Origin of the sequence: Phenylobacterium sp. 58.2.17, from assembly GCF_026411515.1 — a bacterium.
GTDB lineage: Bacteria > Pseudomonadota > Alphaproteobacteria > Caulobacterales > Caulobacteraceae > Phenylobacterium.
On sequence record NZ_JAPMTQ010000023.1, the window covers coordinates 16,546 to 36,624 of the forward strand.

The following is a 20,079-nucleotide window of genomic DNA, read 5'->3' on the forward strand; positions in this document are numbered from 1 at the left end:
GAGGGTGGGCGCCGGGGCCCGTGGGGGAGCACGGACCCCAGCGCCGCTGCCGCGCCCCTAGACGGGTCGCCGGGCCTCGAAATTGAGTATGCGGCTCGACCGGCCGGGCGGCCGCCCGGGCTGGTGATCGGCGCCGACGGAGATGTCCGTGAAACCCGCCGCGGCGAGCGCCAGTTCGAACTCCTTCAGGCCCCAGAACCGGAAAGCCATCACCTCCAGCTCGGTCTCGACCAGCCGGCCGTCGCGCCAACGCTCGTAACGGTCGTGAGTGACCCGGCGCTGGCGGACGAGATCGATCTCCACGGCCTGGCCTTCGATCCGCAGAACATCGCCCGAGGGCGTCATCCAGGTGCGGATATCCGGTCGCTCGCTGACCAGGTAGCCGAGCGGCATCAGGTCGATCATCAGCCGCCCGCCCGGACGAAGGTGATCGAAGAACCGCTTCAGCACCGCCAACGCCTCGGCGAAGTCGTCCAGCAGGGTGAAGGTCCCGGCAGGTACGAGGATCGCCGCGAAGTCGTGCTCGTAGCCGAAGTCCTGAAACCGCGCCTGGCGGAGCGCGGGCGCAAGGCCACGTGCGGCGCAGTGGCGGGCGCAGGAGGCCAGCATGTCGGCGGAGCGGTCGAAGCCCTCCACCTCCAGTCCGGCCTCGAGCAGCGGGATCAACAGGCGGCCGGTTCCGACCCCGGCTTCGAGGATCGGACCGTCGGTTCCCGCGAGCCGCTCCAGATAGAATGGCACGTCGGGCAGCGAGCCCGGCGGTTTGTCGAGGTCGTAGACCTCTGTGCACATCGCCCCGTAGCGATTGGGATGGGGGGCGTTGGTCGGAACCGAAATGGGTTCGGCGATAGGCATGTCGTCGTCTTTCGAGACGGACGGATTTCGCGCGTTGCGACGGGGAAATCCGTGGAATCGGGGAGCGCCAGAGCTGCGCGAACGAACGCGCGTTCAGACTGGCGATGGAGGTGCAGATCAGCCCGCTGGCGGGGCCGGGCGCGACCTAGTCGCGGAACCGTCCTGCGAAGGCGATCACGGCGACAAGCGGCATCTGCGGACGATGATTTAGTGCTGCCACGATGATCACCTCCCTGTCAGATGGTTGCGGGGCCGGACGACGACGGGACGCAAACTGCGCGCATGGATTCGCCCTGTCAATCGCAATGACCGGCGTTATTTCACCCGCACCGTAGAGTTGCAGCGCAGGAGTGGCCGCAACGCCACAGGCGGAGTAAAGCCAACCCATGAGCACCCAACTGCCCGACGCCGCGCCCAGCAACTGGGTCGACCGCCACGCGCCCGACGCTGTGCAGCCCTGGCTGAAGCTCGGCCGTTTCGACCGGCCGGCGGGGATCTGGCTGCTGATGCTGCCGGGCTGGCAAGGCGCGGCGCTGGCCGCGGCGATGGACGGCAAGCTGCCCGACCTGTTGCTGCTGGCCAAGATCTTCGTCGGCGCGGCGCTGATGCGGGCGGCCGGCTGCGCGTTCAACGACATCGTCGACCGTGACTTCGACGCCAAGGTGGCCCGCACAGCCATGCGACCGGTGGCGTCGGGCCAGATCAGCGTGCGGCAAGCCTGGGGCTTCATCGTCATCTGCAGTCTGATCTCGCTGGGTCTGCTGCTCAGCATGACGCCGCTGGCGGTCGGGTTGGGCGTGCTCTCCCTGGCGCTGGTCGCGGGCTATCCGTTCATGAAGCGCATCACCTGGTGGCCGCAGGCGTGGCTGGGCCTGACCTTCAACTGGGGCGCACTGCTCGGTTTCGCCGCGGCCACGGGGTCGGTCAGCGCCTATGGCTGGCTGGCGGCGCAGGCTGGCGGCGCGGCGCTGGTCCCGGCCGAACAGCTGGAGATCGGGCGGCTGTCCCTGGCGGCCGCCCTGCTCTACGCCTCCGGGATCTTCTGGACGCTCGGCTACGACACCATCTACGCGATCCAGGATCTTGAGGACGACGCGCTGGCCGGGATCAAGTCGTCGACCCGCCGCCTGGGCGCGAACGTCCAGAAGGGCGTGCTGGTCTTCTACGTGCTGAGCTTCGCCCTGGCGCTGGCGGCGGCCTGGGCCGGGGGCCTGGGCCCGCTGTTCCTGCCGCTGGCGGCGCTGTTCGGCATGCACTTGTCGCGGCAGGCGGCCCGCATCGACGTCAACGACGGCCCGCTGGCGCTGGCGCTGTTCAAGTCCAACCACCTGGCCGGCCTGCTGTTGTTCCTGGCCCTGGCGGCCGGCGCCTGGAAAGGCCCCGTGGCGGGGTTCTAGACCGCCACGGGATCGGTCCTCAGCCGAAGGCGGCGCGGCCGGCGCGCTCGGCGAGCGCGGCCTCCAGCCGGGCGCTGGCGTCGTGCAGCACCTCGATCGCCTGGTCGATCTCGCGGCGCTGGGCCTCGAACGCCTTGATCCGCTCCTTGAACTTTCCCAAGGCCTGGGTGTTCTGGGCGGTCAGGTCGTCGTCGCGTTCGTAGAGATCGAGGATGTCGCGGATCTCGGCCAGCGACAGCCCGACGTGCTTGCCCCGCAGGATCAAGGTCAGCCGCGCGCGGTCGCGATAGGTGTAGATGCGCGCCTGGCCTTCGCGGCTGGGCGACAGCAGGCCCTGCTCCTCGTAGTAGCGGAGCGCCCGCGGGGTCGTGCCGAACTCGCGGCAGAGCTGGGTGATCGTGAAGGTGGTCGCCGGACGGCGAAGCTTCTGAAGCATCTGTACCTCCCGTTTGTCTCTGAAGCGCGGGGCTTGTTCCGCGCCCGTCACCACGAACAGTTCCCCGACCTTACGTTCACGTCAATGCTGACGTTGGGTGAGCATTGCCGCACCCCTCCCCGCGGCGTGAGGATGCCGAAAACAGGGAGGACGAGACGATGGGTGAACTGGATTTCACCGGCCGGACCGTGCTGGTCGTGGGCGGATCGAGCGGGATCGGCAACGGGATCGCGCAGGGCTTCCGGGCGCGCGGTGCGGAGGTCCACGTCTGGGGCACCCGCCCGAGCGCCGCCGACTATGCGGGCGTGGACGGCTCCGACCTCATGGGCCTGGCCTACGCTCAGGTCGACGTCGCCGACCGGGACGCGATCACCGCCAATGTTCCCGACTTCGAGCAACTGGACGTGCTGGTGCTGTGCCAGGGCACGGTGGTCTACCGGCGCGGCGAGTTCGAGCGCGCCGGCTGGGACCAGGTCATGGCGGTCAACCTCGACAGCCTGATGGCCTGCGCGGCCAAGTTCCACGACATGCTGGCCAAGGCGAAGGGCTCGATCATCATCGTCAGCTCAGTGTCCGGCTTCCAGGCCAATCGCGGCAATCCGGCCTATGCCGCCTCGAAGGCCGGGGCGGTCAGCCTGACCAAGACCCTGGGCCAGGCCTGGGCCGGCGACGGCATCCGGGTGAACGGCCTGGCCCCAGGTCTGGTCGACACCAAGCTGACGAAGGTCACCACCGAGCATCCCGACCGGCTGCGCGGGGCGCTGAGCCGCATCCCGGCCGGCCGTATGGGCGAGCCCGCCGACATGGCCGGAGCCGCACTGTTCTTGGCCTCTCCGCTGGCCTCCTACGTCGTCGGCCAGACCCTGGTCGTGGACGGAGGGCTGAGCCTGTGAGCCGCCTCAGCCGATCAATGAAGGGGGCGCGGGTGCTGGTCACCGGCGCAGGGTCCGGCATGGGCCGGGCGACGGCCGAGGTGTTCGCCGAAGAAGGCGCGCACGTGGCGGTCACCGACCACGCCCTGGCGCCGGCGGCCGCGGTCGCCGACGAGCTGACGGCGCGCGGCCTGAGCGCGCGGGCCTGGAAGCTGGACGTCTCCGACGCCGCCGAGATCGCGACCGTCGTGCCGCAGATCGCCGAGGGGCTGGGCGGGCTGGACGCGGTGATCAACAACGCCGGCGTCTCGGCCTTCTCGCCGATCGACAGCGACGGCTACGAGGCGGTGTGGGACCGATCGCTGGCCATCCTGCTCAGCGCCCATCAGCGGGTGATCCGCGCAGCCCTGCCTTTCCTGCGCACCTCGTCCGCCCCGCGGATCGTCAACATCGCCTCCACCGAGGCGCTCGGGGCGACTGCGATGGACAGCCCCTACGCCGCGGCCAAGGCCGGCGTCACCGGCCTGACGCGGGCGCTGGCGGTGGAACTGGGCCGGGAGGGGATCACGGTCAACTGCATCTGCCCCGGGCCCATCGCCACCGGCATGACGGCGGCCATCCCCGACGACCAGAAGGCGGTGTTCGCCAAGCGGCGCACGGCGCTGGGCCGCTACGGCCTGCCCGACGAGGTGGCGCACATCACCCTGAGCCTCTGCCTGCCGGCCGCTTCCTACATCACCGGCGTGACCATCCCCGTGGATGGGGGACTGATGGCGCGCAACGCATGACCGGATCGCCCCCGCGCAGGAGGGCCTCTCGACCCGATTGACCGCATTTTTTGTATGACGTACAAATAATGCATGTCGAAGGTGCAACCCCTGAAGGCGATGCGGGCGGTGCGGGAGCCAGGCAAGCGGATGCGTTCGCGCCTGCTCGACGCGGCCGTGATGCTGTTCAAGGATCAGGGGCTGGCCGGCGTGGCGGTGGCGGACATCGCCGCGGCGGCCGGCGCCTTCCCCAGCCAGATCACCTACTATTTCCGCACCAAGGAAGCGCTGTTCGTCGAGGCCGCCTGCCGCGAGGTGCTCTATGTCGCCCGCCAGGCTGAAGAGGCCGCCGCCGGGGCGGCCAGCGGGCCGCACTACAACCGCGTGCTGGTCGAGACCGTGGTCGGATCGCCGGGCCTGGCGCTGTTCGTCGAGGCGCTGTCCCTGACCCGCCGGCGCCAGGACCTGGTCCCGCAGGTCGAGCGCACGTTCGAACGGCTGCACGCCCAGGGCGACCGCGCCTATGCCGAGACCAAGGCAAGGCGCGGCTGGAGCGGCGGCGATGACCCAGCCGTCACCGCACGGCGGTTCTGGACCCTGGCGCTGGGCGTGGCCCTGCGCGACGGGGCGACCGGCGCCACCACGCAGGAAGCCGTCGACGAGATGCTCGCCCTGATGCGGCACAGCGCCAACGGAGGACACGACTGATGGCCGCGGCCGCCCGCCTTTCGCCCAAGGACTTCTTCACCGACCAGGAATGGGCGCCGATCTCGGCCCGCTCGTCCTGGCGCGGCCCGGCCATGATCGCCCACGCCTGGGCGCTGATCCTGGCGGCCGGCGCGATGGTCGTGGTCTGGCCGCTGACCCTGCCGCTGGCGGTGATGATCATCGGCACGCGCCAGCTCGGGCTGGCGATCCTGATGCACGACGCCGCCCACGGCGCCCTGCACAAGAACCTCAAGGTCAACGACTTCATCGGCGAGTGGCTGACGCCCGGCGGCCTGCACCGCTACCGGCCCTATCACCTGACGCACCATCGCTTCGCCCAGCAGGGCGAGGACCCGGACCTGGTGCTGTCAGCGCCGTTTCCAATCACCGCGCTGTCGCTGCGGCGCAAGATCGTCCGCGACCTGACCGGTCAGACCTTCTTCAAGCAGCGGTTCGGCGCGTTCATCGCCAAGCTGAAAATGCGCAAGGCCGGGCAACCCGTGCTTCCGATCATCGCCCAGGAGATCAAGGACAAGCGCCGGTGGCTGGGCTTCGGCCTGATCGTCACGGCCGTGGGCGCGCCGTTCGGGCTGTGGTGGGCCTGGCCGGTGCTGTGGGTGCTGCCGCAGGCGACCTGGCTGCCGCTGGTCACCCGGCTGCGCAACATCGCCGAGCACGCCTGCATCGACGTGGGCGAGCCGAACCCGATGCGCCAGGCGCGGACCACCAGGGCCGGCTTCGTAGAGCGGCTGCTGATCGCGCCCTACTACGTGAACTATCACTGCGAGCATCACATGTTCATGCATGTGCCCTGCTACAACCTGCCGCGCGTGCATCGCCTGCTGCGGGCCAAGGGCGTCGGCGAGCAGATGCTGATCGAGCCGGGCGGCTACCTGAAGGTGCTGGCGCTGGCGGCCGGCAAAGCCGCATAGCATCAGGCTCTTGAAGCTTGTCGCGCTGATCCGAATCGTCGTCGGCAAGGCCTCCAACGCCATGGCGTCGCCGCAGCGCCTCCGGGAGTCCCATGACCCAAGCGACCTTTGTCATCAGCCCCCAGACCTTCCTGAACGGCCTCGTCGTATTGGAGACGCCCTTCAGGGTCATGGCGAACGTCGTCCTGAACAACGTCCGCGGCGGGGCCTTTTCCTACATCTCGCCTCAGACCACGCTGCACTACACGGACATTGGCCGATACTGCTCCATCGGGGACCACGTTTCGGTCCTTACGGACCACCCCCTCGACGGGCTGACCACGAGTCCTTTCGCCTACGAGCAGCTGTTCCCCAGCCCCTTCGACGGCCCGCCCGTCGCCAGCTTCGAGAAACTGAAGCGAACGACCATCGGCAACGACGTGTGGATCGGCGCCGGCGTGAAACTGAAGACCGGCCTCACCATCGGTGATGGAGCCGTGATCGCTGCGGGCGCCGTGGTGACCAAGGACGTGCCGCCCTACGCCATTGTCGGCGGCGTTCCGGCCAGGACGATCCGCTACCGCTTCGATGAAGCCATGATCGATCGTCTCCGCGCCCTCGAATGGTGGCGCTACAACCTGATCGGTCGGGCTTTCGACCTGACGAACCCCGCCAAAGCCGTCGACGAGATCGAGGCCGCCGTCGGCGAGGGCCGCCTGACGCCGCACGCGCCGGAATGGTGGAGTTTCAAGAAGACGGACAACGCCATCAGGAGGGAGCGCGCCTAGCGGCCGGCCTTCTTGCGCGCCGAGCGGAGCTGGAAGGCCAGGAACAGCAGCACCGCGCCGAACACCAGGCCGTAAATCCCCAGCCACCAGGTCAGCACCACGGCGCCGGCCATCGGGGCGAGTATCAGCACGACCCCGAACAGCAGCGAGACCACCGCCGAGAAGGCCAGCCAACCGCGCGCAGGAACCGGGCCGCGCCGCATGGCGGTGACCAGCTTCACCCCGCCGGCGAACAGCGCCCAGACCGCGACGATGGCGACGAACGCGACCATGCCCAGGCCCGGCATGAAGAACAGGATCAGGCTGGCGACGATGTTGGCGACGCCTTCCAGCGCCAGAAGGCCCCAGGCGTGGCGCTCCCGCATCGCCCGAAAGGCGCTGGCGATAGCCAAGAACCCGTCCGCCATCAGGTAGATCGAGAACACCAGCACCAGCGACAACGCCGTCGTCGCCGGGGCGAACAGCGCCAGCAGCCCGAACAGCACCCCGACCACCCCACGCAGGGCGATGGCCTGCCACGACACGCCCTCGAATATCGAGGTCAGCACCGGGTTGGGTGAGCGCAATCCTTGGTCAGTCGACATGGCCGTCTCCCGCTTGGAGGGAAAAAGGCGAAAACGGGGCATTCGGTTCCATACCGATCGCGCAAGCGCCTCGCGCACGCCCATGCTAGGGGGCGCTGGTGATTATCCAGACCCCGGAAGGCCGCCGCGCCTTCATCCTCGAAAACACCCGCATCCAGCCGCCGCCGCACACGCCGGAGCTGAACCTGCATCTGGCCGACGAGGTGACGCCGATCTGGCGCCTGACCGAAGAGGCTCTGGCCGAGATCGGCCTGCCGCCGCCGTTCTGGGCCTTCGCCTGGGCCGGCGGCCAGGCGCTGGCGCGCTATGTCCTCGACCATCCCGACGAGGTCGCCGGCAAGCGCGTCGTCGACTTCGCGTCGGGTTCCGGCATCGTCGGCATCGCGGCGATGCGGGCTGGCGCCGGCCACGTGCTGGCCACCGACATCGACCCGTTCTGCGGCGCGGCCCTAGCGGTCAACGGCGAGCTCAACGGCGTGCGGATCGACTTCACCGACCAGAACCTGCTGGACGCCCCGCCGCCGGACGTCGACGTCATCCTGGCCGGCGACATCTGCTACGAGAAGCCGCTGGCGACGCAGGTGATGGACTGGCTGGCCGCCGCCCATGTGCGTGGAACCCGCGTGCTGATCGGCGATCCCGGCCGTAGCTATTTCCCGCGCGTCGGGCTGGAGAAGCTGGCCGAGTACGAGGTGCCGACCACCCGCGAACTCGAGGACCGCGAAGTCAAGAAGACCGCCGTCTGGACTCTGCCGGCCTGACCGCGCAATCTGGAACGAATTGAGAACTCGACAGCGGAGAGCGCCATGCGCGAAGACGGCAAGATCGACTATGTGGAGCTGCCGGGCGGCGATCTGGTCTCCACCAAGCGCTTCTATCAGTCGGCCTTCGGCTGGACCTTCACCGACTATGGCCCCAGCTACGCCGCGTTCGAGGAAGGGCTGGACGGCGGCTTCGACGCCGACGCCGCGGCCCAGACGGACAAGCCCCTGGTGGTGCTCTACGCTCACGACCTGGAGGCCATGGCTGCCAAGGTGCAGGCCGCCGGCGGCGCCATCGTCAAGCCGATCTTCAGCTTCCCAGGAGGCCGACGCTTCCACTTCCGCGACCCGTCCGGCAACGAACTGGCGGTCTGGTCGGAGAGCTAGGGCGTCGCCGAACCGTCACGCGCCCACGCTATCGTCCGGCTCCGGACGATGGTGAAGGACAGGCGCGATGGGCAAGAGCTGCGGCGACTGCGGCATGTGCTGCAAGCTGCTGGCGATCCAGTCGCTGGACAAGCCGGCCGGCGCCTGGTGCGGGCACTTCAAGCGTGCGGCCGGATGCAGTGTCTATGAAGACCGGCCAGCCGCCTGCCGCGGCTTCATCTGCCTGTGGCTGGACAGCGAGAAGCTGGACGAGGCCTGGCGGCCCGACCGGGCCAAGTTCCTGATGTACACCGAGAAGGACGGCCGACGGCTGAACGTCATCGTCGATCCGAACCAGCCGGGGGCCTGGAAGCGCGAGCCCTACTACGGCCGCCTGAAGGCGATGTCGGAACTGGCGCTGGAGGGGCGCGAGCTGGTGGTGTGCATCGGCGACCGTCGGATCGTCGTCTTCCCGCACGAGGACGTCGACCTGGGCCTGGTCGATCCGGAGCACAAGCTGGTCAGCGGCTACGCCGAGCGAGACGGCGTGATGGTCCCGTACGCGATGATCCTGAGCGACGTGGCCAGCGACTAGGTCAGTTGGGAGATCATCGTCGGATCGCAGGACGAGGCCAGCGCCACGCCCGCACGATCCCTGGCCAGGGGCAACAGCCCCTCGTCCGCCTTCGCCGACGGCAAGGTCATCGCATAACAGGCCTCGGCCGGGCCGCTCATCGCGCCCAGCAGCCGGACCATGTCCTGCTCAAGCATCCAGGTTTCGGCGGCGATCTCGTCGGGCGACGCCTGCTGGCCCGCCATCTGGCTGAAGGCCAGAACGGCGAGCAAGGCCGCCGACGCCGCCAAGGCGTCGATTGTTCGCATGTCTATCCCCAAGCGCGGCATATAGCCGAGCCGCGCCCCAAAGGGCAATCGGACGTGGGCGGAAAGTCCCGTGACAAGGCGTAAGCCGCCGCACAACACACGGACCCGGGGCAAACTTCACCTTATAGTGCCGCCAGGTCGAGCATTCGTCTTCCGGAGTAGCCATGCGCCGCCGCACCTTCCTCGCCGCCCTGCCCGCCTCGGCCCTGGCCAGCGGGGCCTTGGCGCAGAGCCGCGCCGACAACCCCAACCGCGACCGCCCCGACGTGCACGGCGGCGACCGCATCGACGGGGCCACCTTCGCCTCGCGCAGCGCCGCCTGGGGCGCCCACGGCGCGGCGGCGACCGCCCATCCGCTGGCCAGCCTGGCGGCGCTCGACGTCCTGCGGCTGGGCGGTTCGGCGGTGGATGCGGCGATCGCCGCCAACGCCGTGCTGGGTCTGGTCGAGCCGATCGCCTGCGGCATCGGCGGCGATTGCTTCGTCATGGTCTGGGACCCGAAGACCCGTCGCGTCGAGGGGCTGAACGGCTCGGGACGCAGCCCCAAAGGCCTGTCGCTGGAGACCGTGCGCGGCAGAGCCAGCAATGGCCTGATCCCCTCCTACGGCGCGGTGTCGGTCAGCGTGCCGGGCGCGGTGGACGCCTGGTGGACGCTGCATCTGCGCTACGGGAAGCTGCCGTGGAAAGACCTGTTCGCGCCGGCGATCATCTACGCCGAGGAGGGACACGCGGTGTCCCAGAATGTCGCCTACTACCTGGATCGATCGCGGAAGAACTTCACCCGCCCGAACGCCGGGATCGAGGAAACCGAGAACTTCAGGAAGGTCTGGGCCCCAGACGGCCGCACGCCGAAGGAAGGCGAGATCTTCAAGAACCCGGCGCTGGGCCGCACCTATCGGCAGATCGCCGCCAACGGGCGCGACGGCTTCTACGGCGGCGAGGTCGCTCAGACCATCGAGGCCTATTTCAAGCGGATCGGCGGCTGGATGACCAAGGCCGACCTGGCCGCCCACCACGCGCGCTGGGATCCGCCGCACAAGGTCAACTACCGCGGCGTCGACGTCTGGGGCCTGTCGCCCAACAGCCAGGGCCTGGCCACGCTGCAGATGCTGAACATCATGGAGACCTTCGATTTGGGGGCGATGGGCTTCCAGTCGGCGGCGGCGATCCATCATGCCGTCGAGGCCAAGCGCCTGGCCTTCGAGGATCGCGCCAGATTCTACGCCGACCCCGATTTCTACAAGACGCCGACCGAATGGCTGCTGTCGAAGGAGTACGCCCGGGAGCGGGCCAAGCTGATCTCGCCCGGCAAGATCCTGACGCCGGTGTTCCCCGGCCAGGCGCCGAGCCGCGGCGACACCACCTACTTCACCACCGCCGACGCCAGCGGGATGATGGTGTCGATCATCCAGTCGAACTATCGCGGCATGGGCTCGGGCCTGTCGCCCGACGGCCTGGGCTTCATGTTTCAGAACCGCGGCGAGCTGTTCGCACTGGAGGACGGCCACGCGAACATCTACGCGCCCGGCAAGCGGCCCTTCCAGACCATTATCCCGGGGTTCGCGACCAAGGGCGGCGATCCGTGGCTATCGTTCGGAGTGATGGGCGGCGACATGCAGCCCCAGGGCCAGGCGCAGATCATCTCCAACATGGTCGACTTCGGCCTGGGGGTGCAGGAGGCCGGCGACAGTCCGCGCTGGCATCACGGCGGATCGAGCGAACCGACCGGCGAAGCGCAGAAGGGAACCGGGGTGCTCAACCTCGAAACAGGCGTACCGCAATCGACCAAGGCCGCGTTGGCGGCCATCGGCTGGACGCTCGCGCCCGATCCCGGCGGCTACGGCGGCTATCAGGCCATTGAGCGCTGGCCCGGCCGCTATGCGGCCGCGACCGAGATGCGCAAGGACGGCGTGGCCCTGGCCTACTGATGGAGCCGACCTTCTTTACGACGCCGCAGGCGTTCCGCGCCTGGCTTGAGGCCAACCACGAGACCGCGACCGAACTCTCGGTGGGCTTTCGCAAACGGAGCACGGGGATGGCCTCGATCACCTGGCCGCAGGCGGTCGATCAGGCTCTCTGCTTCGGCTGGATCGACGGGGTTCGCCATTCCATCGATGGCGAAAACTATCGCATCCGGTTCACGCCCCGGCGGCCGAAAGGCATCTGGAGCCAGGTGAACATCCGCCGGATCGAGGAGCTTCGCGCGCTCGGCCTGGTCCATCCTGCCGGAGTGGCCGCGTTCGAGGCCGGCAAGGGCCGCACCAACGAGTATTCGCACGAACGCGGCGTACAGGACTTTTCCGATAGTGAGACCGCCCTCTTCCAGGCGAACGCGCCGGCATGGGCCGCCTTCCAGGCCTTTCCGCCATCCTACCGCAAGGTCGCCGTCCACCGCGTGGTCAGCGCCAAGGGCGCAGAGACCCGCGCCAAGCGGATGGCGATCCTGATTGACGCCTGCGCGGACGGGGTGAAGCTGGTGTCCGCGACCAAGAGGGAGACGCCATGACCCCCGACGAAGTCCGCGAACTCATCCTGGCGTTTCCAGGCGCCGAGGAAGGCACGTCCTACGGCCAGCCGTCCTACAAGGTGAACGGCAAGTTCTTCACCCGCCTGCGCAGCGAGGACCAGAGCCTAGTGCTGCTGGACGTCAGTCACGACGAACGCGAGATGTTGATGGAAGCCGAACCGGCGACCTTCCACATCACCCCGCACTACAAGGACTATCCAAGCGTGCTGGCCCGTATTGAGCGCCTGCATCCCGGATCGCTGCAGAACTTCCTCGACCGCCGCTGGCGCAAGATCGCCCCCAAGAAGCTGGTCAATGCGCGAGACGCAGGCGCCTGACGCTCCGGCGCATGATTTCTTGGAACGGAGATGGCGCGGATTCGCTCTGAGGGGCGATGCTCCACACACCGCCGCGACGCCAACGGACAGGAGGTCCCCATGGCCCAGCCGAAACCGCTCGAACGCTTCGAGTTCGAGGAAACTGACGAGGGCTATCTTCTGACCGTGGCTGGCGCCGGCGGCGAGCCGGTCGCGCTTGAAGTCTCACCCGACCAGATGGACGCCATCATCGACGCCCTGAACGACGTCCTGGGCGGCGACGACGACTTCGACGATGACGACGACTGACTAGCGGCCGGTCCGCACCTGGGCCGAAGCCTGGGCGAGGGTCTCACGATAGCACTCCGAGCGTGCGACGGCCTGCTTGACCATCCGGACGCTGCCGGCGTGCGCGCCGCAAACTTCAAGCGCGGCGGTCTCCAGGCGCCTTTGAAGGCGCTCAACGTCGGCCGGACGGCCAAGATCGAGGTCGCCGACCCGCACGACGGCGGAGCCGTATCCGGCGGGAGCGGCGACTGCAGCACCCGCGGCGAGCGCGAGCGCAGTCGATATTGCGATGATTTTGAGCATGGCGTTTCCCTACTGCCGAAATAAGTCGCAGCGGCGGGGCTCTGCGGCCTCATTGCGCCACAACACTTGACAGATATTGGGTTTGCGACCGCCGCGCCACCGAAAATGGGCAGCTAGAATTCGTCTTCCATGGCCGAGCGGAACTGCTCGAAGATCTCCGCGGCGCGCTCGTCGCTGGACTGTTCGGGCTCCGGCTCGGGCGGGGGCGCCGCCATGCCGACGAGCCGGCCCGCCACCGCGCCGTTCTGGACCAGCAGGAGTTCCTCGCCCGCCTCGACGGCGGTCAGCACCTGGGCGAGCTTGGGCGGGAGATCGTCGAGATCGATGCGCTTCATGACCCGCCGATTTTACCGGCGCCGTGCAGGTGACACCAGAGCCGCCCCGCCCTAGACCAATCGCCAGCACGAATGGAGAGCGCATGGCCTATCGGTCGCTGAGGGATTTCATCGCCAAGCTCGAAGCGGCGGGCGAACTGGTGCGGGTGACCGAGCCGGTCTCCAGTGTGCTGGAAATGACCGAGATCCAGCGCCGGCTGCTGGTGACCGGCGGCCCGGCGGTGCTGTTCGAGAACGTCGTGCGCGCCGACGGCGAGCGCTCGACCATGCCCTGCCTGGTCAACCTGTTCGGAACGGTGAAGCGCGTGGCCATGGGCGTCACCCTGGAGGGTCAGGAGCGCACCACCGCTGGTGAGCTGCGCGAGGTTGGCGAACTGCTGGCCTTCCTGCGCAGCCCCGAGCCGCCGCGCGGACTGAAGGACGCCTTCGAGATGCTGCCGCTGGCCAAGACGGTGATGTCGATGCGCCCGGCGACTGTGAAGAAGGCGCCGGTGCAGGAGGTGGTCTGGACCGGCGACCAGATCGACCTCACCAAGCTGCCGATCCAGACCTGCTGGCCGGGTGAGCCGGCGCCGCTGATCACCTGGCCGCTGGTGGTGACCAAAGGGCCGTCCGACGAGCGCGAGGACGACTACAACCTCGGCATCTACCGCATGCAGGTGCTGGGCAAGGACAAGACCATTATGCGCTGGCTGGCGCACCGCGGCGGCGCGCAGCACCACCGGCGCTGGAAAGCGGCCGGCAAGCCCGACGCCCTGCCCGCCGCCGTGGTGATCGGCGCCGATCCAGGCACCATCCTGGCGGCGGTGACGCCGGTGCCCGAGACGCTGTCGGAATACCAGTTCGCCGGACTGATGCGCGGGGCCAAGGTCGACCTGGTCCAGGCCAAGACGGTGCCGCTGCTGGTGCCCGCCCAGGCCGAAATCGTGATCGAAGGCCACGTCATGCTGGACGAGTACGCAGACGAAGGGCCGTACGGCGACCACACCGGCTACTACAACTCGGTCGAGCAGTTCCCGGTGTTCAAGGTCAGCGCCATCACGATGCGCAAGGACCCGATCTACCTGACCACCTTCACCGGCCGGCCGCCGGATGAACCGAGCGTGCTGGGCGAGGCGCTGAACGAGGTGTTCATTCCGCTGCTGCGCCAGCAGTTCCCGGAGATCATCGACTTCTGGCTGCCCCCAGAGGGCTGCTCGTACCGCATCGCCGTGGTCTCGATGAAGAAAGCTTATCCCGGCCACGCCAAGCGCGTGATGATGGGCGTCTGGAGCTTCTTGCGGCAGTTCATGTACACCAAGTGGGTGATCGTCGTGGACGATGACATCAACGCCCGCGACTGGAAGGACGTCATGTGGGCGCTGTCGACCCGCATGGATCCGGCGCGCGACATCACCCTCGTCGAGGGCACGCCCATCGACTACCTCGATTTCGCCTCGCCGGAGAGCGGGCTCGGCTCGAAGATCGGCCTCGACGCCACCAACAAGTGGCCGCCGGAAACGCATCGCGAGTGGGGCGAGAAGCTCGGCATGGACGAGGCGACGGTCGCCGCCGTCACGGAGAAGTGGGCGCGCCTGGGCCTGCCGGGGAGCGGCGATCCGGTATAGTCCGCCTGCAGATCCGCCGGGGGGCGACAAGGAGATGCGCTTGAAGTTCGCACCGATCCTGCTGGCCGGCCTGACCGCCGCCTGCGCCCCGCCCACAAAGTCCGAGGCGCAGGACGCCCAGCCGCCCGCCGCCCAGATCGCTCAGACCACAGAAGCCGCGCCGGCCGTGGGTCTGCGCTTGGACTTTCCCGTCGCCTGCACTGTCGGATCGAGCTGCGAGGTCCAGAACTACGTCGACCGCGACCCTGGCCCCGAAGCGAAGGACTTTCGCTGCGGCTCCAGCACCTATGAGGCGCATGGCGGCGTCGACATCCGCATTCCCGACATGGCCGCCCAGGCCGCCGGCGTCGACGTGCTGGCCGCCGCGGCTGGCAAGGTGGCGCGCCTGCGCGACGGGGTGGCCGACGTCTCGGTCCGGACCCGTGGCGCAGCAGCCCTTCAGGGCCAGGACTGCGGCAACGGCGTCGTCATCGACCACGGCCAGGGCTGGGAGACCCAGTACTGCCACCTGGCGCAGGGCAGCCTGAAGGTGAAGGTCGGCGACGCGGTCACCGCCGGAACCCCGATCGCGCGCATCGGCCTGTCGGGCAATACAGAGTATCCGCACCTGCACCTCACCGTCCGCAAGGACGGCGTCATGGTCGACCCATCCTCGCCCGAGCCTGGCTGCGATCCGGCGCGACGCGGCGTCGGTCTTTGGACGCCGAGCGCCGCGCGGGCCATGGCCTATAAGTCCGGTGCGGTGCTGAACGCCGGTTTCGCGGCCGACGCCGTAGACATGGCGGCCATCGAGGCCGGTGGGATCGCCCCGCCGCGCCGGCAAACGGCGCTGGTCGCCTATGTCCGCGCCGTCAACCTGCAGGGCGGCGACGTGCAGGAACTGACCCTCACCGCCCCCGATGGCCGGGTCCTTGTGTCCAGCGCCCAGCCGGCCCTCGACCGGGCCAAGGCGCAATACATGCTCATCGCCGGCAAGCGCGCCCAGCCCGCCGGCTGGCCGCCAGGCCGCTACGTCGCGACCTATGTCGTGCGGCGGGGCGGCAAGGCCGTCATCTCCAGGGACTTCGCCGTCGTGCTTTGAGCCGGGCCAGGCCCGCCCTTGCCCTTTTCGTAAAACCAAGCCCAACTGTGCGCCTTCGCGGGGGCGAATGAAGGACAATCGAATATGGACGCCGTGACATCCGGCCACGCCGCGGCCCTATGGGTCGGGCTGCACCTGATCCTGTTGCTGGTGCTGTCGCTGCTGGTCGTGCGCCAGCGACGCCGGCACAAGGTGGCGCTGGGGGACGGCGGGGTCCCGGAACTGGCGCAGGCGATCCGCGCCTTCGGCAACGCGACCGAGTACGTCCCCGCCGCCATGGTCGGCATCGCGGTCCTGGCCATGGTCGAAGCTCCGCCGCTGGCCGTGCACCTGACCGGCCTTTTGCTGTTCGTCGGCCGCGGCCTGCATGCCTTCGGCCTGTCGCGCAGCGGCGGCTCCTCGTTCGCCCGCTCGATCGGCGTCACCCTGACCTGGCTGGCTTATGTCTTCGCCAGCGTCGCGCTGCTGTTCTACGCCATCACGTGAGCCGCAGCTTGCCGCGAGGCGCGCATCCCGCCATATGGCCTTGATGGACGAAAACCTGCTCGCCGATGTCGTCTCCGCCGCGCTCAAGGCCGGCGCAGACTCCGCCGAAGCCGTGGGGGCGCAGCGCGCCGCCCTCGGCATCAATGTTCGCATGGGCGCGCTTGAGGAGGTCGAGCGCGAGGAGAGCCGCGACCTCGGCCTGCGGGTCTTCGTCGGCCAGCGGCAGGCGACGGTTTCCGGTTCCGACATCTCGGCCGAGGCGCGCGCCAAGCTGATCGAGCGCGCTGTGGCGATGGCCAAGCTGGCGCCGGAGGATCCCTATGGCGGTCTGGCGCCGCAGGATCGATTGGCGACGGGCCCCTTCGTCGAGCTCGACCTTTACGACCCGCAGGAACCCTCGCCCGAGGCCCTGGAGGAGGTCGCCCGCGCCGCCGAGGACGCCGCCCGCGCCAACCCCAAGGTCACCAATTCCGATGGCGGCTCGGCCTCGGCCTCATCATCCCATTGGCGGCTGGTCACCTCGAGCGGCTTCTCCGGCGTTTACCAGGCCTCGGCCTTCTCGATCACCGCCTCGGCGATCGCCGGCGACGGCGAGACCATGGAAAGCGGCTATGACGGCCGCTCGACCCGCTGGCGCGACGATCTGCCGAGCGCCCGCTCGATCGGCGAAGAGGCTGGCCGGCGCGCCGCGCAGCGCCTGGGCGCGCGCAAGATCGACTCCACCACCGCCCCGGTGATCTTCGAGAACCGCGTGGCCATGTCTTTGATCAGCCCGCTGATCGGCGCCATCGCCGGGCCCTCGATCGCGCGCGGCACTTCGTTCATGAAGGACAAGCTGAACACCCAGCTGTTCGCCAAGGGCGTGAACATCGTCGACGATCCGCACAGGGTGCGCGGCCTTGGCTCCTCGCCGTTCGACGACGAAGGCGTCGCCAACCGCCGCTGGGCGCTGATCGAGGACGGGGTGCTGACCACCTGGATCATGAACGCCTCGTCGGCCCGGCAGCTGGGCCTGGAGACGACCGGCCACGCCTCACGCGGACTGGCCGGCGCGCCGGGGGTCTCGACCACCAACCTCACCGTGGAGCCGGGCGCCGCCAGCCAGGCTGAACTGATCGCCCAGGCCGGCAAGGGCCTGCTGATCACCTCGATGTTCGGTCCCTCGCTGAACGGCAACACCGGCGACTGGTCGGTCGGCTGCTCAGGCTTCTGGTTCGAGAACGGCGAACTGGCCTACCCGGTCGCCGAGATCACCGTCGCCGGGAACCTGATCGACATCTACGGCCGGCTGGTTCCAGGCGCCGACCTCGAGATCCGCGGCTCGGCCAACGCGCCGTCGTTGCTGGTCGACGGCCTGGCGATCGCCGGGCGCTGATGACGGATCCCGCCCAGGACCTCGAACTGATCAGCCAAGCGGCGTTCGACGCCGGGGCCCTAGCCCTGAAGCTGCGCCGCGAGGGCCTGGAGACCGCCTACAAGGAAGGCGACTCGCCGGTCACCAACGCCGACTTGGCCACCGACGCGCTGATCAAGCAGATCCTGACCAGCGCGCGCCCCGACTACGGCTGGCTGTCCGAAGAGACCGCCGACGATCCGGTCCGTCGCTCGCGGCGGCGGCTGTTCGTCGTCGATCCGATCGACGGCACCCGGGCCTTCATCAAGGATCGACCCTGGTGGGCGGTCTCGGTCGCCGTGGTCGAGGACGACAAGCCGATCGCCGGGGTGGTCTTCGCGCCGGACCTCGACGAGACCTATCGCGCGATCGCCGGCGGCGGCGCGACTCTGAACGGCCAGCCCATCTGCGCCTCGCAGCGCGACACCGTCGAAGGCTGCGGCATGGTCGGCGACGCCCGCATGTTCGCCCATCCTGCCTGGCCGACGCCGTGGCCGCAGATGCGTATCGAGGCCCGTAACTCCACCGCCTACCGGATGTGCGTAATCGCCGCCGGCGCCTTCGACGCCACCCTGGCCCTGGTCGCCAAGTACGACTGGGATCTGGCCGCCGCCGACCTCATCGCCCGCGAGGCCGGAGCCTTCGTCGGCGACCATCTTGGCCGCCCGTTCGTGTATAATGGCCCAAAACCCGCGCAACCGAGCCTCGTTTGCGCCGCTCCGCGATTGGCCCCATTGATCCTGGAGCGCGTACGGCATATCGACCTACCCAACTGACCATTTTGGGGAACATCATGCCCGAGAAGCAGCTTCTGCACCTCGTCATCGGCGGCGAACTTGAGGATCTGGAGCACAACACGTTCCGCGATCTGACGAAGATCGACCTCGTCGGCGCCTACGCCAGCCACGGCGAGGCGGTCGCCGCCTGGCGCCGCAAGGCGCAGGAAACCGTCGACAATGCGCACATGCGCTATTTCGTGATCCACGCCCACAAGCTGCTGGATCCCGACAAGGACCCTCAGGAAGACTAGGGCGCCAAGCCTCCCCTCAGGGGGAGGCTATTCCCGCTTCAGGATGCCCTCGGTGAGCAGCCGGCCCCACATGTTGGCGCGGAAGTCGGCCTTGATGCCGGCTTCGTCATAGGCATCGCTGTCGACCCACTCCAGGAACGTCTGCCCCTTGGGCTCGCCCTCGGCCAGATAGCGCTCGAACGTGTAGTCAAGCACGCCGGTCTTGCCCTGCTTCACATGCAGGTAGCGGATATGCAGCTGATCCAGCGCCTCGCGGATCGGCAGTCCCTTGCGGAAGTGCATGTAGAACACGCTCATGATGCCGGCCCGGTCCGCCCCGGACTTGCAGTGCATCAGGGCCGGATATTCGATCGTCTCGAACAGTTCCTTGGCGCCGTGGACTCGGGCGCGGCTCGGCACCTCGCGCGAGGTGATGGTGAAGTCCACCAGCTTCAGGCCCAGGCGCTCGCAGGCGTCCTTCTCCAGCGCATGGAAGCTGGCGTCGAACCCGCCACGCAGGTTGATGATCGTCTTGACCCCGCGCTTCTTCCACTCAGCCAGTTGATGGGGCCAGGGCTGGTTGGTGCGCACCAGCTCGTCGCTGATCCAATGGGCGTTGGAAAAGCCCAGGCGCAGATAGGCGTGATCCTTCCAGAGATAGTCCAGATAGGTCGCGACGCGCCCCTTGGGCGTGGTGAGGTCGAAATCGGCCAAGCGAGCTTCCTGCATTGCGCGCGCCTAGATAGGCGGTTCGGGACGCCAGCGGAAGCCGAGCGCGACGTCTGGTCCTAGGTCACCGGCTTCAGCACGGCCGTGAACCCCGCGACCTTGCCGCTGCTGGGCATCAGGGCGCAGGTGAAGGTGAAGTCGCGCCAGGCCGAGCCTGAGCGCACCTGCCCCGCCCCGGTGAGGCTGCGGGTGCTGACCAGGGTCAGGGTCTTGGGATCGTCGGTGCCCAGGAACACGCGATCGGCGTTGGGCACCTGCTTCTTCAACGCGGGCAAGGCGGCCGGACGACAGATCACCTCGGCCACCTTCTTGGCGTTGCTCCAGCCGCTTGCCAGGCGCCGTTCTTCCGGCGTCTTGAGGGCGGCGATGGACTTGGCGATCGCGGTGTTCTGGGCCCGCGACAGTTGGGGCTCTCGACCAAGCGCGGCCGGCGGCGCGGCCGGCGGGGCCGGAACGGTGGGGATCGCCGGTGCGGCCTTGACGGCGGGCGGCGGGACGGCCTTTGCAGGCGGCGCGGCGGCGGTCTTGGCGGCGGGCGTGGCCGGGGTCGGCTGCCCGACCGCGACGGCGGGCGCCAACGCCAGGGCCAGGATGAATGCGACGGCGCGCATGACAGTCTCCATAGGGGCGAGGACCACCGCCGCGCGCCCGCCCGATCGGGTGAAGACCAGCGGCGCGCCTCGGTTTCGCCCCGACCA

27 protein-coding genes are annotated in these 20,079 nt (G+C 68.7%); 19 read left to right on the forward strand and 8 right to left on the reverse strand.

All coding sequences use genetic code 11. The features are described 5' to 3' along the window. Window positions 1–57 precede the first annotated feature (57 nt). A complete protein-coding gene (locus tag OUA97_RS14560; protein ID WP_267232681.1) occupies window positions 58–855 on the reverse strand; it encodes a class I SAM-dependent methyltransferase in 798 nt (265 codons plus the stop codon). Between the two features lie 386 nt (window positions 856–1,241). Here OUA97_RS14560 and OUA97_RS14565 point away from each other — a divergent pair, with 386 nt between their 5' ends. Further along, the gene (locus tag OUA97_RS14565; protein ID WP_267232682.1) at window positions 1,242–2,252 is read left to right on the forward strand and encodes a UbiA family prenyltransferase; all 1,011 of its coding nucleotides are present in this window, start codon (window positions 1,242–1,244) and stop codon (window positions 2,250–2,252) included. A gap of 19 nt (window positions 2,253–2,271) precedes the next feature. On the opposite strand, the gene OUA97_RS14570 is transcribed toward OUA97_RS14565, so the two are convergent. Next, window positions 2,272–2,688: a MerR family transcriptional regulator gene (locus OUA97_RS14570; RefSeq protein WP_267232683.1), complete on the reverse strand. Its 417-nt coding sequence runs from the start codon at window positions 2,686–2,688 to the stop codon at window positions 2,272–2,274. Window positions 2,689–2,846: 158 nt separating this feature from the next. Between OUA97_RS14570 and OUA97_RS14575 the strand changes: the two genes are divergently transcribed. From OUA97_RS14575 to OUA97_RS23465, 5 genes are all read left to right on the forward strand, one after another. Further along, entirely contained in the window at window positions 2,847–3,581 is a 735-nt protein-coding gene (locus OUA97_RS14575; RefSeq protein ID WP_267232685.1) for an SDR family NAD(P)-dependent oxidoreductase, read from the forward strand. Then, entirely contained in the window at window positions 3,578–4,348 is a 771-nt protein-coding gene (locus OUA97_RS14580; RefSeq protein WP_267232686.1) for an SDR family NAD(P)-dependent oxidoreductase, read from the forward strand. Before OUA97_RS14575 ends, OUA97_RS14580 begins: the two co-directional genes overlap by 4 nt. 72 nt (window positions 4,349–4,420) lie before the next feature. Next, the gene (locus OUA97_RS14585; protein WP_267232687.1) at window positions 4,421–5,035 is read left to right on the forward strand and encodes a TetR/AcrR family transcriptional regulator C-terminal domain-containing protein; all 615 of its coding nucleotides are present in this window, start codon (window positions 4,421–4,423) and stop codon (window positions 5,033–5,035) included. After that, window positions 5,035–5,967 carry a fatty acid desaturase family protein gene (locus OUA97_RS14590; protein ID WP_267232689.1) on the forward strand — a complete coding sequence of 311 codons (933 nt, stop codon included), beginning with the start codon at window positions 5,035–5,037 and terminating at the stop codon, window positions 5,965–5,967. The genes OUA97_RS14585 and OUA97_RS14590 overlap by 1 nt, the downstream gene beginning before the upstream one ends. A 92-nt stretch (window positions 5,968–6,059) precedes the next feature. Beyond that, window positions 6,060–6,734, forward strand: a complete 675-nt coding sequence (locus OUA97_RS23465) for a CatB-related O-acetyltransferase (protein WP_416362431.1) — start codon at window positions 6,060–6,062, stop codon at window positions 6,732–6,734. Here the strand turns inward: OUA97_RS23465 and OUA97_RS14600 are convergent. After that, window positions 6,731–7,318 (reverse strand): HdeD family acid-resistance protein, encoded by a 588-nt coding sequence (locus OUA97_RS14600; protein WP_267232691.1) that lies wholly within the window; start codon window positions 7,316–7,318, stop codon window positions 6,731–6,733. The genes OUA97_RS23465 and OUA97_RS14600 overlap by 4 nt on opposite strands. Before the next feature lie 98 nt (window positions 7,319–7,416). Between OUA97_RS14600 and OUA97_RS14605 the strand changes: the two genes are divergently transcribed. The 3 genes from OUA97_RS14605 (at window position 7,417) to OUA97_RS14615 (ending at window position 9,040) form a co-directional block, all read left to right on the forward strand. Then, window positions 7,417–8,079, forward strand: coding sequence for a class I SAM-dependent methyltransferase (locus OUA97_RS14605; RefSeq protein ID WP_267232693.1), 663 nt, complete (start codon window positions 7,417–7,419; stop codon window positions 8,077–8,079). Between the two features lie 45 nt (window positions 8,080–8,124). Beyond that, entirely contained in the window at window positions 8,125–8,466 is a 342-nt protein-coding gene (locus OUA97_RS14610) for a VOC family protein (RefSeq protein WP_267232694.1), read from the forward strand. 67 nt (window positions 8,467–8,533) lie between these two features. Then, a complete protein-coding gene (locus OUA97_RS14615; protein ID WP_267232696.1) occupies window positions 8,534–9,040 on the forward strand; it encodes a YkgJ family cysteine cluster protein in 507 nt (168 codons plus the stop codon). Here the strand turns inward: OUA97_RS14615 and OUA97_RS14620 are convergent. Beyond that, window positions 9,037–9,327, reverse strand: a complete 291-nt coding sequence (locus tag OUA97_RS14620; RefSeq protein WP_267232697.1) for a hypothetical protein — start codon at window positions 9,325–9,327, stop codon at window positions 9,037–9,039. The two genes, OUA97_RS14615 and OUA97_RS14620, sit on opposite strands and share 4 nt — an antisense overlap. A 164-nt stretch (window positions 9,328–9,491) precedes the next feature. Here OUA97_RS14620 and ggt point away from each other — a divergent pair, with 164 nt between their 5' ends. From ggt to OUA97_RS14640, 4 genes are all read left to right on the forward strand, one after another. Next, entirely contained in the window at window positions 9,492–11,255 is a 1,764-nt protein-coding gene (ggt, locus tag OUA97_RS14625; protein WP_267232699.1) for a gamma-glutamyltransferase, read from the forward strand. Next, window positions 11,255–11,833 carry a YdeI/OmpD-associated family protein gene (locus OUA97_RS14630; RefSeq protein WP_267232701.1) on the forward strand — a complete coding sequence of 193 codons (579 nt, stop codon included), beginning with the start codon at window positions 11,255–11,257 and terminating at the stop codon, window positions 11,831–11,833. Before ggt ends, OUA97_RS14630 begins: the two co-directional genes overlap by 1 nt. Further along, the gene (locus OUA97_RS14635) at window positions 11,830–12,171 is read left to right on the forward strand and encodes an MmcQ/YjbR family DNA-binding protein (protein WP_267232702.1); all 342 of its coding nucleotides are present in this window, start codon (window positions 11,830–11,832) and stop codon (window positions 12,169–12,171) included. The genes OUA97_RS14630 and OUA97_RS14635 overlap by 4 nt, the downstream gene beginning before the upstream one ends. Window positions 12,172–12,270: 99 nt before the next feature. Further along, window positions 12,271–12,459, forward strand: a complete 189-nt coding sequence (locus OUA97_RS14640; protein WP_267232703.1) for a hypothetical protein — start codon at window positions 12,271–12,273, stop codon at window positions 12,457–12,459. Here OUA97_RS14640 and OUA97_RS14645 read toward each other — a convergent pair whose 3' ends face one another. Continuing rightward, a complete protein-coding gene (locus OUA97_RS14645) occupies window positions 12,460–12,741 on the reverse strand; it encodes a UrcA family protein (RefSeq protein WP_267232705.1) in 282 nt (93 codons plus the stop codon). Window positions 12,742–12,854: 113 nt separating this feature from the next. Continuing rightward, on the reverse strand, window positions 12,855–13,076 hold the full coding sequence (locus tag OUA97_RS14650; protein WP_267232706.1) for a hypothetical protein: 222 nt from the start codon (window positions 13,074–13,076) through the stop codon (window positions 12,855–12,857). Window positions 13,077–13,159: 83 nt separating this feature from the next. On the opposite strand from OUA97_RS14650, the gene OUA97_RS14655 reads away from it, so the two are divergent. The 6 genes from OUA97_RS14655 (at window position 13,160) to OUA97_RS14680 (ending at window position 18,673) form a co-directional block, all read left to right on the forward strand. Further along, the gene (locus OUA97_RS14655; protein WP_267232707.1) at window positions 13,160–14,683 is read left to right on the forward strand and encodes a UbiD family decarboxylase; all 1,524 of its coding nucleotides are present in this window, start codon (window positions 13,160–13,162) and stop codon (window positions 14,681–14,683) included. A 34-nt stretch (window positions 14,684–14,717) separates the two neighbouring features. Continuing rightward, window positions 14,718–15,764, forward strand: coding sequence for a M23 family metallopeptidase (locus OUA97_RS14660; RefSeq protein ID WP_416362432.1), 1,047 nt, complete (start codon window positions 14,718–14,720; stop codon window positions 15,762–15,764). An 84-nt stretch (window positions 15,765–15,848) separates the two neighbouring features. Continuing rightward, complete coding sequence (locus OUA97_RS14665; protein WP_267232709.1) at window positions 15,849–16,250, forward strand: MAPEG family protein; 402 nt, start codon at window positions 15,849–15,851, stop codon at window positions 16,248–16,250. 43 nt (window positions 16,251–16,293) lie between these two features. Continuing rightward, window positions 16,294–17,625 carry a TldD/PmbA family protein gene (locus tag OUA97_RS14670; protein ID WP_267232710.1) on the forward strand — a complete coding sequence of 444 codons (1,332 nt, stop codon included), beginning with the start codon at window positions 16,294–16,296 and terminating at the stop codon, window positions 17,623–17,625. After that, window positions 17,625–18,419 carry a 3'(2'),5'-bisphosphate nucleotidase CysQ gene (locus OUA97_RS14675; RefSeq protein ID WP_267232711.1) on the forward strand — a complete coding sequence of 265 codons (795 nt, stop codon included), beginning with the start codon at window positions 17,625–17,627 and terminating at the stop codon, window positions 18,417–18,419. The genes OUA97_RS14670 and OUA97_RS14675 overlap by 1 nt, the downstream gene beginning before the upstream one ends. 17 nt (window positions 18,420–18,436) lie before the next feature. After that, window positions 18,437–18,673 (forward strand): DUF4170 domain-containing protein, encoded by a 237-nt coding sequence (locus OUA97_RS14680; RefSeq protein WP_267232712.1) that lies wholly within the window; start codon window positions 18,437–18,439, stop codon window positions 18,671–18,673. A gap of 27 nt (window positions 18,674–18,700) precedes the next feature. Here the strand turns inward: OUA97_RS14680 and OUA97_RS14685 are convergent, their stop codons facing one another. Then, window positions 18,701–19,366, reverse strand: a complete 666-nt coding sequence (locus OUA97_RS14685; protein ID WP_267232713.1) for a fused DSP-PTPase phosphatase/NAD kinase-like protein — start codon at window positions 19,364–19,366, stop codon at window positions 18,701–18,703. 74 nt (window positions 19,367–19,440) lie between these two features. Further along, window positions 19,441–19,992 (reverse strand): hypothetical protein, encoded by a 552-nt coding sequence (locus OUA97_RS14690; protein WP_267232714.1) that lies wholly within the window; start codon window positions 19,990–19,992, stop codon window positions 19,441–19,443. Window positions 19,993–20,079 lie beyond the last annotated feature (87 nt).

Bases quoted from the DNA above. Each gene is read 5' to 3' on its own strand.
- OUA97_RS14560 (WP_267232681.1), bottom strand. From the start codon at position 855: ATGCCTATCGCCGAACCCATTTCGGTTCCGACCAACGCCCCCCATCCC.
- OUA97_RS14565 (WP_267232682.1), top strand. From the start codon at position 1,242: ATGAGCACCCAACTGCCCGACGCCGCGCCCAGCAACTGGGTCGACCGC.
- OUA97_RS14570 (WP_267232683.1), bottom strand. From the start codon at position 2,688: ATGCTTCAGAAGCTTCGCCGTCCGGCGACCACCTTCACGATCACCCAG.
- OUA97_RS14575 (WP_267232685.1), top strand. From the start codon at position 2,847: ATGGGTGAACTGGATTTCACCGGCCGGACCGTGCTGGTCGTGGGCGGA.
- OUA97_RS14585 (WP_267232687.1), top strand. From the start codon at position 4,421: ATGTCGAAGGTGCAACCCCTGAAGGCGATGCGGGCGGTGCGGGAGCCA.
- OUA97_RS14590 (WP_267232689.1), top strand. From the start codon at position 5,035: ATGGCCGCGGCCGCCCGCCTTTCGCCCAAGGACTTCTTCACCGACCAG.
- OUA97_RS23465 (WP_416362431.1), top strand. From the start codon at position 6,060: ATGACCCAAGCGACCTTTGTCATCAGCCCCCAGACCTTCCTGAACGGC.
- OUA97_RS14600 (WP_267232691.1), bottom strand. From the start codon at position 7,318: ATGTCGACTGACCAAGGATTGCGCTCACCCAACCCGGTGCTGACCTCG.
- OUA97_RS14610 (WP_267232694.1), top strand. From the start codon at position 8,125: ATGCGCGAAGACGGCAAGATCGACTATGTGGAGCTGCCGGGCGGCGAT.
- OUA97_RS14615 (WP_267232696.1), top strand. From the start codon at position 8,534: ATGGGCAAGAGCTGCGGCGACTGCGGCATGTGCTGCAAGCTGCTGGCG.
- OUA97_RS14620 (WP_267232697.1), bottom strand. From the start codon at position 9,327: ATGCGAACAATCGACGCCTTGGCGGCGTCGGCGGCCTTGCTCGCCGTT.
- ggt (WP_267232699.1), top strand. From the start codon at position 9,492: ATGCGCCGCCGCACCTTCCTCGCCGCCCTGCCCGCCTCGGCCCTGGCC.
- OUA97_RS14630 (WP_267232701.1), top strand. From the start codon at position 11,255: ATGGAGCCGACCTTCTTTACGACGCCGCAGGCGTTCCGCGCCTGGCTT.
- OUA97_RS14635 (WP_267232702.1), top strand. From the start codon at position 11,830: ATGACCCCCGACGAAGTCCGCGAACTCATCCTGGCGTTTCCAGGCGCC.
- OUA97_RS14640 (WP_267232703.1), top strand. From the start codon at position 12,271: ATGGCCCAGCCGAAACCGCTCGAACGCTTCGAGTTCGAGGAAACTGAC.
- OUA97_RS14645 (WP_267232705.1), bottom strand. From the start codon at position 12,741: ATGCTCAAAATCATCGCAATATCGACTGCGCTCGCGCTCGCCGCGGGT.
- OUA97_RS14650 (WP_267232706.1), bottom strand. From the start codon at position 13,076: ATGAAGCGCATCGATCTCGACGATCTCCCGCCCAAGCTCGCCCAGGTG.
- OUA97_RS14655 (WP_267232707.1), top strand. From the start codon at position 13,160: ATGGCCTATCGGTCGCTGAGGGATTTCATCGCCAAGCTCGAAGCGGCG.
- OUA97_RS14660 (WP_416362432.1), top strand. From the start codon at position 14,718: ATGCGCTTGAAGTTCGCACCGATCCTGCTGGCCGGCCTGACCGCCGCC.
- OUA97_RS14665 (WP_267232709.1), top strand. From the start codon at position 15,849: ATGGACGCCGTGACATCCGGCCACGCCGCGGCCCTATGGGTCGGGCTG.
- OUA97_RS14670 (WP_267232710.1), top strand. From the start codon at position 16,294: ATGGACGAAAACCTGCTCGCCGATGTCGTCTCCGCCGCGCTCAAGGCC.
- OUA97_RS14675 (WP_267232711.1), top strand. From the start codon at position 17,625: ATGACGGATCCCGCCCAGGACCTCGAACTGATCAGCCAAGCGGCGTTC.
- OUA97_RS14680 (WP_267232712.1), top strand. From the start codon at position 18,437: ATGCCCGAGAAGCAGCTTCTGCACCTCGTCATCGGCGGCGAACTTGAG.
- OUA97_RS14690 (WP_267232714.1), bottom strand. From the start codon at position 19,992: ATGCGCGCCGTCGCATTCATCCTGGCCCTGGCGTTGGCGCCCGCCGTC.